General features: G+C 62.6%; 17 protein-coding genes. 8 read left to right on the forward strand and 9 right to left on the reverse strand.

The genetic code is table 11. The features are described from left to right. Window positions 1–172: 172 nt before the first annotated feature. The 4 genes from purB to CE_RS12350 form a co-directional block, all read right to left on the reverse strand. Window positions 173–1,612, reverse strand: coding sequence for an adenylosuccinate lyase (gene purB / locus CE_RS12335; RefSeq protein WP_173362617.1), 1,440 nt, complete (start codon window positions 1,610–1,612; stop codon window positions 173–175). 28 nt (window positions 1,613–1,640) lie between these two features. Continuing rightward, window positions 1,641–2,756, reverse strand: a complete 1,116-nt coding sequence (locus CE_RS12340; RefSeq protein WP_006769152.1) for a pyridoxal phosphate-dependent aminotransferase — start codon at window positions 2,754–2,756, stop codon at window positions 1,641–1,643. 69 nt (window positions 2,757–2,825) lie between these two features. Further along, the gene (purD, locus tag CE_RS12345; protein WP_006769151.1) at window positions 2,826–4,106 is read right to left on the reverse strand and encodes a phosphoribosylamine--glycine ligase; all 1,281 of its coding nucleotides are present in this window, start codon (window positions 4,104–4,106) and stop codon (window positions 2,826–2,828) included. 35 nt (window positions 4,107–4,141) lie between these two features. Next, window positions 4,142–4,744, reverse strand: a complete 603-nt coding sequence (locus CE_RS12350; RefSeq protein ID WP_006769150.1) for a hypothetical protein — start codon at window positions 4,742–4,744, stop codon at window positions 4,142–4,144. Window positions 4,745–4,772: 28 nt separating this feature from the next. Between CE_RS12350 and CE_RS12355 the strand changes: the two genes are divergently transcribed. Next, complete coding sequence (locus CE_RS12355) at window positions 4,773–5,201, forward strand: HIT family protein (protein ID WP_006769149.1); 429 nt, start codon at window positions 4,773–4,775, stop codon at window positions 5,199–5,201. A 15-nt stretch (window positions 5,202–5,216) separates the two neighbouring features. On the opposite strand, the gene CE_RS12360 is transcribed toward CE_RS12355, so the two are convergent. Together CE_RS12360 and CE_RS12365 are read right to left on the reverse strand one after the other, a co-directional pair. Further along, window positions 5,217–6,632 carry a sensor histidine kinase gene (locus CE_RS12360; RefSeq protein ID WP_006769148.1) on the reverse strand — a complete coding sequence of 472 codons (1,416 nt, stop codon included), beginning with the start codon at window positions 6,630–6,632 and terminating at the stop codon, window positions 5,217–5,219. A gap of 14 nt (window positions 6,633–6,646) precedes the next feature. Further along, complete coding sequence (locus CE_RS12365) at window positions 6,647–7,357, reverse strand: response regulator transcription factor (RefSeq protein WP_006769147.1); 711 nt, start codon at window positions 7,355–7,357, stop codon at window positions 6,647–6,649. Between the two features lie 156 nt (window positions 7,358–7,513). On the opposite strand from CE_RS12365, the gene CE_RS12370 reads away from it, so the two are divergent. The 3 genes from CE_RS12370 (at window position 7,514) to CE_RS12380 (ending at window position 11,695) form a co-directional block, all read left to right on the forward strand. Next, window positions 7,514–8,953, forward strand: a complete 1,440-nt coding sequence (locus tag CE_RS12370; RefSeq protein ID WP_006769146.1) for an MFS transporter — start codon at window positions 7,514–7,516, stop codon at window positions 8,951–8,953. A gap of 75 nt (window positions 8,954–9,028) precedes the next feature. Continuing rightward, window positions 9,029–10,330, forward strand: coding sequence for an MFS transporter (locus tag CE_RS12375; RefSeq protein WP_035109353.1), 1,302 nt, complete (start codon window positions 9,029–9,031; stop codon window positions 10,328–10,330). A gap of 99 nt (window positions 10,331–10,429) precedes the next feature. Continuing rightward, complete coding sequence (locus CE_RS12380; protein WP_006769144.1) at window positions 10,430–11,695, forward strand: HNH endonuclease signature motif containing protein; 1,266 nt, start codon at window positions 10,430–10,432, stop codon at window positions 11,693–11,695. Here CE_RS12380 and CE_RS12385 read toward each other — a convergent pair. Then, window positions 11,692–12,654 carry a diaminopimelate dehydrogenase gene (locus CE_RS12385; protein WP_006769143.1) on the reverse strand — a complete coding sequence of 321 codons (963 nt, stop codon included), beginning with the start codon at window positions 12,652–12,654 and terminating at the stop codon, window positions 11,692–11,694. The genes CE_RS12380 and CE_RS12385 overlap by 4 nt on opposite strands. Window positions 12,655–12,720: 66 nt before the next feature. On the opposite strand from CE_RS12385, the gene CE_RS12390 reads away from it, so the two are divergent. Next, window positions 12,721–13,530, forward strand: a complete 810-nt coding sequence (locus tag CE_RS12390; RefSeq protein WP_035109349.1) for an alpha/beta hydrolase family esterase — start codon at window positions 12,721–12,723, stop codon at window positions 13,528–13,530. Here CE_RS12390 and CE_RS12395 read toward each other — a convergent pair. After that, window positions 13,527–14,372, reverse strand: a complete 846-nt coding sequence (locus CE_RS12395; protein ID WP_006769141.1) for a Cof-type HAD-IIB family hydrolase — start codon at window positions 14,370–14,372, stop codon at window positions 13,527–13,529. The genes CE_RS12390 and CE_RS12395 overlap by 4 nt on opposite strands. A 413-nt stretch (window positions 14,373–14,785) precedes the next feature. On the opposite strand from CE_RS12395, the gene CE_RS12400 reads away from it, so the two are divergent. The 3 genes from CE_RS12400 to CE_RS12410 all read left to right on the forward strand — a co-directional run bounded on the left by CE_RS12400 (window position 14,786) and on the right by CE_RS12410 (window position 17,062). Further along, window positions 14,786–16,063, forward strand: a complete 1,278-nt coding sequence (locus CE_RS12400; protein ID WP_006769139.1) for a benzoate/H(+) symporter BenE family transporter — start codon at window positions 14,786–14,788, stop codon at window positions 16,061–16,063. 82 nt (window positions 16,064–16,145) lie between these two features. Then, window positions 16,146–16,472 (forward strand): PadR family transcriptional regulator, encoded by a 327-nt coding sequence (locus CE_RS12405; protein ID WP_006769138.1) that lies wholly within the window; start codon window positions 16,146–16,148, stop codon window positions 16,470–16,472. After that, window positions 16,469–17,062 carry a DUF5808 domain-containing protein gene (locus tag CE_RS12410; protein ID WP_006769137.1) on the forward strand — a complete coding sequence of 198 codons (594 nt, stop codon included), beginning with the start codon at window positions 16,469–16,471 and terminating at the stop codon, window positions 17,060–17,062. Before CE_RS12405 ends, CE_RS12410 begins: the two co-directional genes overlap by 4 nt. 60 nt (window positions 17,063–17,122) lie before the next feature. Here CE_RS12410 and CE_RS12415 read toward each other — a convergent pair whose 3' ends face one another. Next, window positions 17,123–17,470 carry a hypothetical protein gene (locus CE_RS12415; RefSeq protein WP_006769136.1) on the reverse strand — a complete coding sequence of 116 codons (348 nt, stop codon included), beginning with the start codon at window positions 17,468–17,470 and terminating at the stop codon, window positions 17,123–17,125. Window positions 17,471–17,475: the final 5 nt, after the last annotated feature.

Consider the following 17,475-nt stretch of genomic DNA (forward strand, 5'->3'; position numbering starts at 1 on the left):
GCAAGCTCCCCACCCGCACAAATGCCGAATTCTGACCAATTGAAAGCTAGTGCCTTTAAGGAAAATTTAAGTTCATGAGGGTTTTATTCATCATGAAAAATTTATCTAAATTTTTTCCAAAAATGGCTCAAAATCCGGTTTTGAGCGACTAGGGCGGTCGTTTCAGAGGTCCCTAGAGGATCTCACCCGGACGGTAGGCAGCGGCGTCGGGGTGGGCGTCGACAAGCACCTGGATGCGATCCAGGACGCGCGCAACCTGAGACTCGGCAGCCCCGATGAAGGCGTGGCGATCCGCGAGCGCCTCGGTGAGGGCAGCCTCATCCATCGGCAGGCGCTCATCGGCGGCCAGGCGCTGGATCAGATCCTGCCCGCCACCGTTTTCACGCATGTTCAGCGCAACGGCAACCGCGTTTTCCTTGATCACCTCATGGGCGGTCTCACGGCCCACGCCCGCGCGGACAGCGGCCATGAGGATGCGGGTGGTGGCCAGGAACGGCAGGTAACGCTCGAGCTCACGCTCGATCATGGCGGGGAAGGCACCGAACTCGTCGAGGACGGTGAGGAAGGTTTCGAACATGCCGTCCAGGGCGAAGAAGGCATCCGGCAGCGCCACGCGGCGGATGACGGAGCAGAACACATCCCCCTCGTTCCACTGCTGGCCGGACAGGTCGGCAACCATGGTCAGGTAACCGCGCAGGATCACCTGGAGGCCACCGACGCGCTCGCAGGAACGGGCGTTCATCTTGTGTGGCATGGCGGAGGAACCGACCTGCCCCTCCTTGAAGCCCTCCGTGACGGTCTCGGTGCCGGCCATGAGGCGGATGGTGTGGGACAGCGATGACGGGCCCGCACCCAGCTGCACCAGCGCCGAGACGGCATCGAAGTCGAGGGAACGCGGGTAGACCTGGCCGACGGAGTCGAAGACGCGGTCAAAACCGAGGTGGGAGGCGATGCGGTTCTCCAGTTCGGACAGGCGGGACTCATCGCCGTCCATGAGATCCAGCATGTCCTGTGCGGTGCCCATGGGGCCCTTGATGCCACGCAGTGGGTAGCGTCCGAGCAGGTCATCGGTGCGCTCGATGGCCACCAGCATCTCATCGGCGGCGGTGGCGAAACGCTTACCCAGGGTGGTAGCCTGCGCGGCGACGTTGTGGGAGCGACCGGCCATGACCAGGCTCTGGTACTGGGCGGCACGGTTGCCGATCGCGGCGACCACGGCGATGGCCTTGTTGCGCACCAGTTCCAGCGAGCGGTGGATCTGGAGCTGCTCGACGTTCTCGGTGAGGTCACGGGAGGTCATGCCCTTGTGGATGTGCTCATGGCCGGCGAGGGCGTTGAACTCCTCGATGCGGGCCTTGACATCATGGCGGGTGACGCGTTCACGGTCGGCGATGGAGGCCAGGTCAACCTGGTCGATCACTGCTTCGTAGGCGGTGATCGCCTCGGCGGGGATCTCCACACCCAGATCCTGCTGGGCTTTCATCACGGCGATCCACAGCTGGCGCTCCATGATGATCTTCTCTTCGGCGCTCCAGAGGTTGGACAGCTCCGCGGAGGCGTAACGGTTGGACAGGACGTTTGCAATCTTCTTCTTATCAGCCACGACACTGATTATTCCCCACCAACCGGAACTAACCTAGTTAAACAACCCTGTTGAGGAACTCCCCGATGCGGCGCACCCCCTCGAGTGTGTCCGCCGGTGAGGCACACAGACTCAATCGGACCCATTTGTGCCCCTCGGTGGGATCGAAATCCACACCGGGTGCCACGGCCACCCCGGCCTGCTCGAGGAGTTCGTGGGCCCACGCCTCCGAGTCATCGGTGTATTTCGACACATCCACCCACAGGTAGAGCCCGCCGTCGGGGTCGGCGAAGGTGTCCAGGCCGATCTCGGGGAGCTTGTCGACGAAGATATCCCTCGCCTCGCGGTACACCTCCACATGTGCGTCCAGCTCGGCCGCGGCCTCGAGCGTGAAGGCAGCCTTACCCGCGGCCTGACCGATCGCGGGTGCGCACAGGGATACCGATGCCTGGATGTTCTCGATGGGGGTGACCAGTTCATCGGGGACGATGATCCAGCCCACGCGCCATCCGGTCATGGAGAAGTACTTGGACAGGGTGCCCACCACGATGGCGTTGTCGGAGAACTGCCGGGCGGTGGCCAGCGGACGCCCGAAGCTCATGCCGTGGTAGTCCTCATCGGAGATGAGCACGGTGCCGTTGGCATCACACCACCGGGCGATGCGTTCGAGTTCCTCGACGTCGATGATGGTGCCCGTGGGGTTGCCGGGGCTGGTGACGATGACGGCCTTGGGGACCTCCGGCAGCTCCTCCAGCATCTGGGCGGTGGGCTGGAAACGGGTTTCAGCGGTGCAGCGCAGATCAAGGATCTCCGCCCCGAGGGTCTGGAGGATGTTGCGGTAGGCCGGATATCCCGGCACCGACAGTGCCACACGGTCACCGTGGTCAAGGGTGGCCAGGAAGGCCGCCATGAAACCACCGGAGGAGCCGGTGGTGATGATGACATTGTCCGCGCTGGTCTGCACACCGTAGGTGGCGGAATGCCAGGCGGCCACGGCCTCACGGAATTCGCGGTCGCCGACCACCTCGGTGTACCCCAGGGGGCCGGACCGCAGCACGATCTCGGCCTCAGCGAGCACCGCCTCCGGGGCACCGGTCGCGGGCTGTCCGGCGCACAGCATGATGATGCTGTGACCTTCACGCCGGCGACGGTGTACCTGGTCAAGCATCTGCATGACCCGGAACGGCGGGACGTTACTTCGGTTGCTGAGCGGTGAGGGGTTCATGACCACTCAGCGTAGTTCCTACCCGCGTGGAAGTGGAATAGAGATACGTCCCTCCACCGCGGGCAGGGCGATATCGGTGCGGTAGTGGCTGCCGTCGAGCTCGATGTCGGCGATGGTGGCATAGGCCTGGTCGCGGGCCGCCTCGAGGGTCTCACCGACGCCGATGACATTGAGGACGCGACCACCTGCGGAGACCAGCTCGCCCCGGTCGTTGAGGGCGGTGCCGGCGTGGAGGATGTTGTCCGCGTCGGCGTTGCGGATGACATCACCGGTGCGTGGGGTGTCCGGGTAGTTGTGGGAGGCCAGCACCACGGTCAGTGCATATCCGTCGATCCACTCGAGCTCGGGCTGCTGCGCGAGAGTACCGGTGGCGACGGAGTTGAGCAGGCCCGCCAGCGGGGTCTTGAGCAGTGCCAGGACCGCCTGGGTCTCCGGGTCACCGAAGCGGCAGTTGAACTCCACCACGGCAGGGCCCTTCTCACCCCAGGCGATGCCGGCGTAGAGCAGACCGGAGTACGCACACCCACGCCTGGCCATCTCCCGGGCGACCGGCACGCAGACCTCATCGACGATGCGCTGCACACCGTCCTCCGGCAGCCAGGGCAGCGGTGTGTAGGCGCCCATGCCACCGGTGTTCGGGCCCTCATCATTGTTGAAGACACGCTTGTGGTCCTGGGCGGGCAGCAGGGGGACGACCGTCTCGCCGTCGACAAGGCAGAACAGGGACACCTCGGGACCGTCGAGGAAGGACTCGAACAACACCGGGTTGCCGGCGGCCAGTACGGCGTCGACATGCTCCCGTGCGGCAGCGCGATCCGGGGTCACCACCACTCCCTTACCGGCGGCCAGGCCATCATCCTTGACCACCCAGGTCGGGCCGAAACGGTCGAGGGCGGCTTCGATGGCCTCATCCGTGGCTCCGGGCTGAATGGCCTCGGCGTGGGCGGTCAGAACACCGGCAGATGCCATGACATCCTTGGCGAACGCCTTGGACCCCTCGATGCGGGCGGCCTCTTTACCCGGACCAAAGACGGCGATGCCTGCCTCACGCAGGGCATCGGCGACACCGGCCACGAGAGGGATCTCTGGGCCGATGACCACCAGATCGACGTTCAGTTCACGTGCCAGCGCGGTGACGCTGTCAGCATCATCTGCCTTGATGTCGGGGTGGATGGTGGCCAGGGCACCGAGACCGGCGTTGCCGGGTGCCACATGGAGGTCGGTGGTTGCAGGGTCTTGGGAAAGTCCACGGAGGAGGGCGTGCTCACGGGCGCCCGAGCCGATTACCAGAATGCGCATGGTTGTTGAGTTTATCCTGCAAAACTACCCCCGGCCTATTTCTCCCTCTTCTCGTAGCCGTCCTCCAACCCCAGATAGAACCGGTAGGTGTTGTCCGCGATGGTCTCCGGGTCCCCGGCGACACCCGCCGCAGCATCCGCGTCGGCCCACCCGCGTGCGCTTTTGGCGACAAACTCGGCGTAGGCCTCCCGGGGTGGCTCAGCGGTGACACCGGCGATATAGCGGTCGAGTGCCCAGAGGGTGAGGTCCCATCCCACCGCGGTGGCACCGGACCCGTACCTGTCGGCGAAATCCTCCCGGAGGTCCTCCGTGCGGGTGCTGTACCCGGCGGCCAGGAGTGAATCATCACCATCCGGGGTCACCTCCACATTGAGGAAGGCCACATCCCCTCCCTTCTCCCAGGTGATGAGGAAGGAATGATCCGTACATGATTCGATTCTCCCGCTCGCGGTGTCCTCGATCTCGTAGACGAACTCATCCCGCGTCACCTTCCCGAACCACTGCTCCAGGTGTTTCTCCTGAGTGAGGTATGCGAACAACACATCAGCCGGGACGGGGAACCTGGCACCGACATGATGGGCCACGACCTCAGGATTGTCGTGGTTGACCTGCCTGATGATTGATGTCGTCGGGTTCATGCCACCCGATACTAGTAACCTTGGGCACATGAGCACCGTTTTCACCAAAATCATCGACGGCGACCTACCGGGGCGCTTCGTCTTCCGTTCCGACAGTGTCGTGGCATTCCTCAGCATTGAACCCCTGGCCTACGGCCACACCCTGGTGGTTCCGGTCATGGAGGTGGACCGCTGGACCGACCTGCCACAGGATATCTGGGGTGAGGTCAATGAGGCGGCCCAACTGATCGGTGATGCCATCCGTGAGGCTTTCAACGCCCCACGCTGTGGCTATATCATCGCCGGCTTTGATGTCCCCCACACCCACATCCACCTCTTCCCCACCGACAAGATGGCGGATTACAGCTTCTCCAACGCCATGGCAGCCGATGCGACCGATCCGGAGAAGATGGATGAGGCCGCTCAGAAGATCCGTGAGGTCCTGGGTACCGATGAGGATGGCTGGCCCCTGGGATAGGCCGGATGAGCCCGTTCAGTCTTCCATCCGCGACGGGAGGGTGATGGTGAACACTGTCCCCTCACCTACCTCACTGTCCACGGTGATGGTGCCACGGTGCCCCTCCACCAGCGACTTGGTGATGGCCAGTCCCAGTCCGGAACCGCCCGAGGCGCGGGATCGGGAGGTGTCCGTCCGGTAGAAACGTTCGAAGATGTGCTGGGCATCCTCTGCGGTCATGCCCACGCCGTCATCGACGACCCGTACCAGCACGGAACCGCCCTCGGCGCTGATCTCGATCTCCACGGAGGCATCCGGACCGCCGTGGTTGAGTCCGTTGTTCACCAGATTGGTCAAGACCTGATGCAACCGGGTGGCATCGCCCTCCACCACCGGGAGCGATCCCGTTTTGTTCACCACGGTGATGGATCGCTCCGGCCAGGCCGCACGCATGGAACTGGCTACGGAGAGCGACAGCTCCAGTACATCCACCGGCCGTTTCTCCATCTGCTGCCCCTCGGCGCGGGTCAGTGACAGCAGATCCTCAACCAGCACACTCATCCGTTGTGCCTCGCCACTGATCTTGGACAACACCCAGTCCGCATCACGGGTCGCGCCGGAGTGATACAGCTCCGAGTACCCTTTCACGGACGTCAACGGGGTTCTGAGTTCGTGGGAGGCATCGCCGACGAAGCGGCGCATCTGTGATTCCTTCTCCTGGGCCGACAGGATGGAGGCCTGCAGCTGTTCGAGCATGATGTTCAGTGCATTGGCCAGCTGTCCCACCTCCGTGGTCATCGGCCACTGCGGTACGCGCCGGTCGAGGTCGCCGCCAGCGATGCTCTTCGCGGTCTTCTCCACCTCCCGAAGCGGCCGGAGGGAACGGTTGACCAGGTAGAGGGAACTTAACAGAATGGCGACCACGATGAGCATGCCGATGACAAGCTGCACGATCACCAGTCGGTAGAGCAGCATGGATTCCGGGGCCAGACTCTTGCCCACCACGGTGATGGTCCCATTATCGGAGATGGCGATGACGCGCCACGGAACACTTGAGGATGACCCCGGCGCGGCACTGGCTGTGTGGGGACCGATACCGATGGTGGTCTCTCCCAGGTCGGGGGCGGAGTCGGACTGGTTGAACACCATGTGGGAGCCATCGGGGAAAATCCGCACCACATAGTAGTCGCTGGGAGGGCCCAGGGTGATGCTGCCGAAGAGCTCGGCTGTCTGGGCCCAGCTGTTCATGGCGGACTCGAGTTCCTGGTCCATGCGCGAGTAGGACACCTCGCGCATGAGACTGGACACCGCGATGGCGTTGACCAGCAACCCGAGCCCCGCGATGCCGACCACCAGGAGGATGATCCGGGTGCGCAGGGGTACCCCGCGGGCAGCCTGACGGAATCTACCCACCGGGGTGACCTGGGCATGGGGGTTTTCGGGAGCTGTCATACTAGCCGTCAAGCCTAGGTGCGCGGGGTGCGCAGGACGTAACCCACTCCTCGGACGGTCTGGATGAGCTGGGGCTCATGGGTGTCCACCTTGCGGCGGAGGTAGGAGATATAGGATTCGACGACGTTTCCATCCCCACCGAAGTCGTAGTGCCACACATTGTCCAGGATCTTCGCCTTGGACAGCACCACCTCGGCGTTGAGCATGAGATAACGCAGCAGATTGAACTCCGTCGGGGAGAGATCAACCAGCTCACCGGCCTTGGTCACCTCGTGGGTCTCATCATTGAGGGTGAGATCGGCGTAGGTGAGGGTGGCGTCATTGCTCTCGGATTCAACGGAACCACCACGGCGCAGGATCACCCGCAGACGGGTGATCACCTCCTCGAGGGAGAACGGCTTGGTCACATAATCATCCGCGCCGATGGTGAGGCCGTGGATTCGGTTTTCCACGGCATCCTTGGCGGTGAGGTAGAGAACCGGCCCGTCCAGTCCCTCCGCGCGGAGCTTGGTGAGCAGTTCGAAACCGTCCATGCCGGGCATCATCACGTCGAGGATGTAGGCGTCCGGACGGAATTCGCGGGCGATTTTCAGCCCCTCATTGCCGTCGCTGGCGGTCATGACGTTGAAACCCTGGAATTTGAGGCTCACGGTGAGCAGCTCCACGATGTTGGGTTCATCATCGACGACAAGGACCTTGACCTGTCCGTCAGTCTGGTTTTCCATATGGTTCAGCACTTCCTAAGGGTATGTGTCTGGTGCGATCTTGTCTCCAGTCAACACCGTGGCCATAGCGGCCAGCTGACCGATTCCTGTGAGAATACTGTAAACATTTTTGTTCGATTGTGCCCGGAAAACGGAAATCCCTTAGAGTTACGCTCCATGAATCCCACAGCCTCGCAACGTTGGACCTTCCTGGCCGTGATCAGCGCTGGCCTGTTTCTCATCGGCGTGGATAATTCCATTCTCTATACGGCGCTGCCGGTGTTGCGGGAGGAACTGCAGGCCACCGAGCTGCAGGGGCTGTGGATCATCAATGCCTACCCCCTGATGCTGGCTGGCCTGCTGCTGGGTACGGGCACGCTCGGGGACAAGATCGGGCACCGTCTGATGTTCCTCACCGGACTGGCGGTCTTTGGCGTGGCCTCCCTGGCCGCCGCCTTCTCCCCAACGGCATGGGTGCTGGTGGCCGCGCGCGCCTTGCTGGGGATCGGTGCGGCGGCGATGATGCCCGCCACACTCGCACTGATCCGGATCACCTTTGAGGATGAGCGGGAGAGAAATACCGCCATCGGCATCTGGGGATCGGTGGCGCTCGCGGGTGCGGCGGCCGGCCCGGTTCTCGGCGGTGTGCTGCTTGAGTTCTTCTGGTGGGGTTCGGTGTTCCTGATCAATGTGCCGGTGGTTCTGATAGCACTCGTCCTCACCCTGCTGGTCGCCCCGCCCAATATGCCCAACCCGGACAAACACTGGGATGCGCTCTCCTCGGTGTATGCGCTCCTGGCCCTGACCGGTCTGGTCATGGCGATCAAGGAGGCCGTGTCCCCCACCGGGCAGCTCTGGCTGCTCGCGGTGGTGGTTGCCGTTGTGGGTGCGGTGCTGTTCCAGCGTCGACAGGCGTCACAGCCGGAACCCCTCCTGGACTTCTCGCTCTTCCGCAACCGCCTGTTCACCGGTGGCGTGATCGCGGCCGGCCTGGCCATGTTTGTGGTTGCCGGCCTGGAGATGACCACCACGCAGCGCTTCCAGCTGTCCGCGGGGTTCAGCCCCCTGGAGGCCGGCTTCCTGATGACGGCGCTGGCGGCGGCGAGCATCCCGATGTCGGTCATCGGTGGTGCCAACCTACACCGCTGGGGCTTCCTGCCGCTGATCAGCGGTGGTTTCCTCAGCGCGACGGTCGGTGTCGCCCTGATCATCTGGGCGCTGGATGTGAGCCTGATCCCCCTGGTCGTGGGCCTGGTGCTCGTCGGCCTCGGCAGCGGCGCCACGATCTCTGTCGCCTCCACCGCCATCATCGGGTCCGCGCCGGTCCGCAAGGCCGGGATGGCCGCCTCCATCGAGGAGGTGTCCTACGAGTTCGGCACGTTGTGCTCCGTGGCGATCCTCGGCAGCCTCTTCCCCGCGTTCTACGCCCTCTCCGCACCGGCCGAGGTGGCCGACAGTTTCGCCACCGGGGTGGATCATGCGGTGTTCGGCGAGGCCGCCCGCGCCGCGCTGGACTCGGCCTATGTCAACGTCCTGTTCATCGCCCTCGGTGTGGCCCTGGTGACCACCTTCATCACCGCGTGGTGCTTCCGCGACAACCCGAAGCGCCCCGGGTGATGCTTGTCGACGAAAAACCCGATGGCCCATTCTGTCCCCGAGACAGGAGTTACCCGCTGGCTTAGAGTCGTGGACATGACTGTTGCCAAACGTCCCCCCGTTATCTCCTGGGCCTTCTGGGACTGGGGCTCCGCCGCCTTCAACGCGGTCCTGGTGACCTTCATCTTCTCGGTCTACCTCACCGACTCGGTGGGATCGACCCTGCCCTCGGGCAATGCCACCCCCCTGTACTCCATGGCGGTGGCCCTGGCCGGTGTGGTGGTGGCGGTGGTCGCCCCGGTGATGGGACGACGCTCCGATATCTGGGGCACCCGCCGGGCATCCCTGCGTATCTGGACACTGGTCACCATCATCCTGATGTTCAGCCTCTTTGCCGTGAAGAACACCGATCCGGCGTATTACTGGATCGGTGTGGCCATCATGGCGGTGGCCAATGTGACCTTCGAATTCGCGGAGGTCCAGTACTATGCCCAACTCTCGCAGGTCTCGACGCCCCACACCGTGGGCCGGGTCTCCGGCTTCGGGTGGTCGATGGGTTATTTCGGCGGGATCTTCCTCCTGCTGATCTGTTATTTCGGGTTCGTGGCGGGCGAGGGGGACACCCGTGGTTTCCTCAACATCCCGACAGAAGAGGGACTGAATATCCGCCTGGTGGCCGTGTTCGCCGCCGTGTGGTTCCTGGTCTCCGCGCTGCCCGCCCTGTTTCGCATCCCGGAGATCACCCCGCAGGCCGTTGACGGCCACCAACCCCGCGGCATCGTGGCCGCCTACGCCGACCTGTTCCGGCAGATCGGGAAACTGTGGCGGAGCAACCGCAACGCGGTGTTCTTCCTCATCGCCTCAGCGGTGTTCCGTGATGGCCTGGCCGGGGTGTTCACCTTCGGTGCCATCCTGGCGGTCACCGTCTACGAGCTCTCCGCAGGTGATGTTCTGTTGTTCGGGGTGGCAGCCAATGTGGTCTCCGCACTGGGTGCCCTGCTCGGGGGCTTTCTCGACGACCGGATCGGCCCCAAACCCATCATCATCGTCTCCCTGCTGATCATGGTGGTGGATGTGGTGATTCTCTACTTCGTGGATGGACCGCAGAACTTCTGGATCTTCGGCCTGATCCTGTGTGCGTTCGTGGGGCCGGCACAATCGGCGTCGAGAAGCTTTTTGACCCGGCTGTCCCCGGACCGCCAGGAGGGCCAGCTCTTCGGCCTCTACGCGACCACCGGGCGCGCCGTGAGCTGGATGGCCCCGACGCTGTTCGGACTGTTCGTGGCCATCACCGGTGAGGACCGCGCGGGCATCTGGGGTATCGGTCTGTTGCTGCTGCTGGGTGCGGGCCTGTTGATGGCGGTGAAACCCCCGGCCAGGGAAGATAACCGCAGGTAGAGTGGATTTTTAAGCGAGTGGGGGCACCCGTGTCCACCCCGGCCCCTAAAGTGGGATTAGAACATGTGAACTAATCAATTTTACCTCGGGGGTGACACCATGTTTGACCAGATGTTCGACCCGACAGACGAACAAGGGGCCGATGGCCCCGTTAATCAGCTTTATTATTACTCCGTCAACAATGTCAATAATCCCATGGCCGTGGCCGGCACTTCGATGCGGCGGGCCTGGCACCTGTACTGGGAGGAACTCATACCGGAGGAAGATACCGATCTGGAACTCGCCGTGGCTTCGCTGTCAATCGGCACCGGGGAAAGCCGTGGCAGAGTCCAATCACTGATCATGGCGTTCTACCAGCTCGCGGACCTTCCCCGCCTCCACTCGCTCCAGCATGAGTTCTTCCACCTGGATCTGAACCGGCTGCTTGCTATCTCCACCGCGCTCGCCGGCCTGAACCCCGACCACCTGCCCACGGTGGATGAGCACCTCACGGAGTACCTCACGCCGTGCGCTCCCAATCAGATGCTGCCCTCCACCGGGGCGATCAAACGGAAGATCGCCGCCATCAGGGATATGGTCGATGATCCCCGGGCCACCGGCAGCAGAGTGCGGAAGAACTTCAACGTCTCCGTCGGCACAGACGGGACCGCAGAAGTCCACGCGGAGGTCTCCCCCATGGATGCCCAGATGATTCAGGATGCGGTGACACAACACGCAGCCAACACCGGCAAGACGGAATCCGAGGCCCTGGTGGACCTGATCCGGGAACATATCAATCTCGATGTCACTGTCAACCTCTACACCGCGAAGGATCTCGCTGATGCCCCTGTGTGGTCAAGCAGCGTTGGCTGGCTGGATGCCTGCTCGGGAGTGGAATGGGTCGGTCACGCCACCCGATTCCGGGATATGGACGAGGCGATGGGCAAACACACCTCCGGCCACGACCCAACCCCGGACATCGCTGCAGCACTGACCGGACGGGATGGCACCTGCGGTTTCCCGGGCTGCAATGTCAGGGCAGAGAATTGCGACTGTGACCACCGCGTGAACCACGCTGATGGTGGTGCGACATGCCGACACAACTGCAAGCGGCTGTGCAGACACCACCACAACCCCAAGACCAACGGTCGGATCGCTTACCTCATGGATCCCGTCACCGGAATCACCGTGTGGGTACTGGAGGACGGATCCTGGGCGGTCGATGTGCCGGAAGGACCATTGACCCCGGCCAGCGCCAGGTGGGCACAGACCGTCTCCCAGTACCGCACCGCGCACCGTAAGCGCTGGGCGGCTGAGGCTAGAGCCGAGGCGAGGGCGGCAGCGAAAGGAACCGCTGAAACCCAGGCCGACGAGCCACCGTTCTAGACGTCGCGGGCGATCAGGTCATCGAGTGGTGTCGGGGACAGGAGGTAGGGAGCGACCTCCAGAACGGTGAATGCCCCAGCCTGACCTGCTTCCTTCAGTCGGTAGGCAGCACGTCCGAACGCAATCTGGGAGGAGGCGGTGAAGTCAGGGTTGCGATCCAGCTTCAGGGTGTACTCCACAGTGTGGTGGAAACCGCCGGTGTCACCGGTGGTGATCACATGACCGCCGTGGGGCATTCCGGTGTGCTCGGAATCGAAGGTAGCCTCATCGATGAAGTTGACCTCCACCTCATAGCCGACGAAGTAGTCAGCCATGGTGCGGATCTCATTCTCGATGCGCTCGTGCTCGGACTCCGGGGCGACCACGAAACACTGACGCTTGTGGGTCTGTTTACCGGTCAGCCCCTCAGCCTCACCGCGGCGTGCCTTCTCCAGGGCATCCTCGGAAGGCAGGGTGTACTGGACGGCCTTCTCGACGCCGTCGATGCGTCGCAAGGCATCGGAGTGGCCCTGGGACAGACCCGGTCCCCAGAAGGTGTGCTGCTGGTGATCGGCGAGCAGGGCTGCGCCGTACACGCGGTTGATGGAGAACATCCCCGGATCCCAACCGGTGGCGACAACAGAGACATTGCCGGCGGCACGGGCGGCCTCATCCATCACCTGACGGTGACGCGGGATGTCCCGGTGGTTGTCATAGGTGTCCACGGTGCAGGCGAATGCCGCAAAACCCGGGGCCTGCTCCGGGATGTCAGTGGCGGAACCCATGCAGAGGAAGAGGAGATCAACATCGCCGGTGTGCTTCTCCGTCTCGGCGACGTTGAACACGGGGGTGTCGGTGTCCAGGGTGTCGCGGCGGGAGAAGATCCCCACCAGTTCCATGTCCGGTTGCTGGACGATGAGCTTCTCGACGCTCTTCCCCAGATTTCCATAACCAACGATTGCTGCGCGGATCTTCGACATTTCCTATCCTCCAGGATGATGGTGGCAAGTTTCTCCCCCGAGCATACTGCCGTGCATACTGGTGTCATGATCAGGGGATCTTTGGAACACCAGGGCCACGAACGCACCTTCACCATCATCGAGCCGGAACAACCCTCAGATACCCTTCTGGTGTTCTTCCACGGATCCCAACAATCCGGAACTGTCACCAGGAAGTTCACCAACTTCACCTTCGATGAGCTGACAGACCGGGGATGCGTGGTGGTCTACCCCGACGGGGTTGAGCAGCATTTCAACGATGCGCGTATCGGCCTGGATGAAAAGACCCGGCACATGAACATCGACGATGTCGGTTTCTTCATCAAACTGGTGGAATACATGCACCTGCACCACGGGATCACCCGTGTGTTTGTGGCCGGTTACTCCAACGGGGGCCAGATGGTCCTTCGGCTCATGCACGAGGTACCCAAGATGTTGTCAGGTGCGGCCACCGTGGCGGCGAACATGCCGGTTCCCGACAACACCCTCCCTGAGGTGCTCCTCCACAAGCCCCACCCCGTCCCCTATCTGGCCATGGCGGGCACAGCGGATCCCTTCTCGCCCTACTCCGGCGGGGATGCGGGCATTGGTGCCAGCCACCGACGTGGCCGCGGCATGTCCGCCCATGACTCGGCAGCGTATTTCGCCGGTCGTAATGGGCTGACGGAATCGACGAAGACCCGGCGTGCGGGGAACATCGTCGTCGACCGGTGGGACGGTGAGTCACCGGTGGAGCTGTGGACGCTCATCGGGGTGGGCCATCTGGTTCCGAGCAACAAGAATTACCCGGATTTCCTCGGCCCCTCCACCGATGAGCTCGTCGCCGCGGAGGTCATCGCCGATTTCTTCGGCCTCTAGATCCTGACCTGGTCCTTCTCAATCAGGCCCAGCTCGATGAAGGCCTTGGCCAGTCCATCCTCCTCCGCACTGTCGGTGACCAGGTCTGCCGCCTCGGTGAGTGCTACGGAAGCGCGCCCCACGGCGACCCCCCGGGCACTGGCCTCAAATAGAGAGAGGTCACGGGAACTGTCACCGAACGCGATGGTGTCCTCGCGACGTGCGTTGAGGAATTTCAGGAGACGGTTGACCGCCTCACGCTTGGACACACCACCGACGCCGACGGACCCGAACAGAGCGTCCTCGCCGAAGTTGCCCCACGTGGAATGCTCCAGGTTGGGGAAATGACTGCGGGTGGCCTCGAAGTCATCGTAGGAATTGAGGATGTAGCTGATCTTGTTCACGTCATCCCGGTAGAGATTCTCGTTCCAGATCATATCCGGGTAGAAGTCACGGGTGGTCATCTCATCGATGCCCTTCTCCTCCGCCATCCGGCGCAGCAGTGCGTCACCCTCCTCCTCGAAATTGGGGCTGGCGTAGAGACCGTTATTTGATTCGAGGTAGAACTCGCATCCGCGCTGCTTCAGCCAGTCCACCACCTGGCGGGTCTCCTCCCCGGACAGACCACGGTGGTAGACCACCTGCTGATGGCTCTCCACATAGGCGCCCTGGGCTCCGATCAGGCCGTCGACGCCGATGTTCCACAGCTCCTGCGGGACCTCAGCGATGCTTCGGCCCGTGCTCAGGTAGACCTTGTGCCCATTGGAGCGGGCTGCACGGAGCGCCTCGACCGCTGAATGGGGCAGCCGGTTGGTGTAGTCGATCAACGTTCCGCCGATGTCGACAAAAAGTATGTTTCCCATGCCACAATCGTACGCTTTTCGACGCTCCATCGTGCCGAGACCACATCACAGGGACAATCTCCCTAGTCAGAGCAGGAAAGTTACAAACTGACACTTAGATGTTCGCAAACTGTTACATACCTGAGAGGGAATCACAGATAAACGGACCTACAATCGGGCCTAACATCGAACAAAGGAGAAAGAACATGCGTGGAAGTGGACTCATCTGGACCATCGTCGGCATCCTGGCCATCATTGCGCTGGCCATCTGGATTTTCTCGGCCCTGTAGATCGGATTATTTCCGGCCCCCGGAGAGCGTGACGCTTCGTCGTCACGCTCTTCATCTTTTTCCGGGGAGACCCGGAACCCCCACAAAGTGAGTTGGGACACTACTATCTACGGGAACATGCCCCCTTAGTTGTTAGGATTTTCCATGTCTCCGCTCCTGGCGATTGAAAAACCCCACCTGCCCCGACCGACCCTCAGGGAGTTTCTCAGCGACGCCGGCCCCCAGGAGATCGGCAATGGACTGGTGGCCCTGATCTTCTCCGCGTCGGGTCCCATCGCGGTGATCCTCGCCGCCGCGGCCTCCGGGAATCTCACACCGGATGAAACCTCCTCGTGGATTCTCGGTGCCTTCCTGGGCAACGGTCTGCTGACACTGTTCCTGACCTACCTCTACCGCAGCCCCCAGGCCTATTTCTGGACCATACCCGGCACTGTCCTGGCCGGTGATGCCCTGACCCACCTGAGTTTCGGGGAGGTGGTGGGCGCCTATCTGGCCACGGCGGTGGTGGTGTTCCTACTCGGCTGGACGGGATTGATCGGCCGGATCATGGCGGTACTTCCGCCGACCATCGTCATGGCGATGGTCGCCGGCATCTTCCTGCGGTTCGGACTCGACCTCATCACCGCCGCCACCGGCGATCCCCTCATCGCCCTGCCCATGATCATTCTGTTCGTAGTCCTGAGCATGATGCCGAAGATCGCCGCGGTGGCACCACCTGTGGCCATGGCTGCGGTGGTGGGAACCGTGGTTGCGATCCTCTCGGGTGCGCTCGGGTCCGGCATCCTGGACAACGGCGTCATCGCCACCCCGGTGTTCATCACCCCGGTGTTCTCCTTCGCTGCCATGACCGAGCTTGTCATTCCCCTGGCCATCACCGTGGTCATCGTCCAGAACGGACAGGGAATCGCAGTGCTCAGCGCAGCTGGACATAAACCGGCTGTGAATCTGGCGGCTGCGGCCAGTGGGCTCGTATCCATCCCGATGGCCTTCATCGGCAATGTGACCTCATGCCTGACCGGCCCGACCAACGCGCTGATCGTGTCCGGCCCCAATAAGGAACGCCACTATGCAGCGGCGATGGTTACCGCGATCGGAGCGGTCTGTGTTGGCCTGGTCTCCCCGGCTTTCGTTGGCTTCATGCTGGCCATGCCCGTTTCCTTCGTGGCCACCCTCGCGGGCATCGCCATGTTCACCCCGCTGAAGAATGCCTTCGTGGCGGGGTTCTCCGGGGCATTTTCCACCGGGGCGTTGGTGTGTTTCCTGGTGACTGTCTCCGAGATCTCCCTCCTGGGTATCTCCGCACCATTCTGGGGCATTGTCTTCGGATGCCTGCTGGCGTGGCTGCTGGACCCGAAACCCGGCAAGGCCAAGTCCACCACTTCGCAACCGACGGGGAAGTTGGTGCCTTCGGAGAAAAAGTAGCGCCCCGCCTCTTTACAGGAGCCCGGTGGGCGCAGTACTTTGTATGACATAGTAGTTTGTTAAACAATCAAGAAGGTGCCCCATGTCTGAATCCCAGATGCGTAAAGGTGTCCTGGAGCTGATGGTCCTGGCCATCCTGAACCGCACACCGTCCTATGGCGGAGCCCTGCTGGAGACCCTCACCGGCACAGGGGGAACGGACATCTCCTCCGGAACCCTGTACCCACTGTTATCCAGATTGCGTCGCAGTGGCGTCCTGGAGACCCGCTGGGAGGAATCGCCCGTCGGTCCGCCACGCAAGATCTACCACCTGACAGCACAGGGTCAGCAGCGTCTGACAGCACTCCGTCACGACTGGGACACCCTGGTCACCACCGTCACCAACATCCTGAGAGAGGACACGCCATGAAGTTCTTCAACACCAATCCCCGTCTCCGCAACTTCGAACCGGAAAACCCGAATCTATGGGTTCCCCGCACCATCGGCCTGGGCTGGGATCTCAACATCGGGGCCGTGGCGGTCAAACTGGGACTGATCCGCCCGGATGATTCCCTGCCCGATCTTGAGGAACACATCCCCAACGAGGTGAGCACCACGCTGCGCATCGCGCCCATTCTCGGCGCGGTGGCCGTGACCGTGGCCGGCGTCCAGCTCGCCCGCACCCATGACCGCCTCCCCTCACACTGGGGGCTGACCATGAAACCCGCCAGGTGGTCAAACGCCCCGGCAGCGGTGGCACCACCCGTGCTCATCTCCGCCGGTTCCGCCATCTGGGCCACCGCCGCACCGCGTGTCGACGTAACCCTGGCCGCCCAGGCACTGGGTCTGCAGACCATGTCCCTGCTGCTCCTCGCTGCAGCCGCCCGACCATCCTCACGTCTGCTCCCCGCCACAGGTCTGATCGCGCTCCCCGCCGTGGCCACCGGGATTCTCACGGCGACGGTGCGCAGCGCCCTGAATAACCTGGACACCAAACTGAAGTCGGACAACGCTTCCTAGCACACCCAGGAAATGCAAAAGCGCCGGAAAACCGGCGCTTTTCTCAATTCCAGAAATGATTTACCAGAACACAGCCAGAGCAATGTTAATAAGGGCGAGACCACCGACGGCATGAGCCAGCCCCTTGGAAACCGGCTCATTGCGGGCAACCTTACGACGACCGATGATGGCTGCCACCAGCACGACGATGAGAATGACCAGCTTGATGCCGATCTTCATATGGTTGACATCACCGTCATTCATCTCCAGCAGGCCGACCAGCAGAATGCCGGTGACCAGCTGAACCCAGGCACCGATATGCTGCCACTGCAGCACGGTGGGGTTCTTGAACGTTGCCAGCCAACCACCGACCAGCGCCGCTGTACCCAGAATGTGGAAGAAGATCAGAAGGGAGTGAAGGATATCCATGGCAA

The organism is Corynebacterium efficiens YS-314 (assembly GCF_000011305.1).
Taxonomy (GTDB): domain Bacteria; phylum Actinomycetota; class Actinomycetes; order Mycobacteriales; family Mycobacteriaceae; genus Corynebacterium; species Corynebacterium efficiens.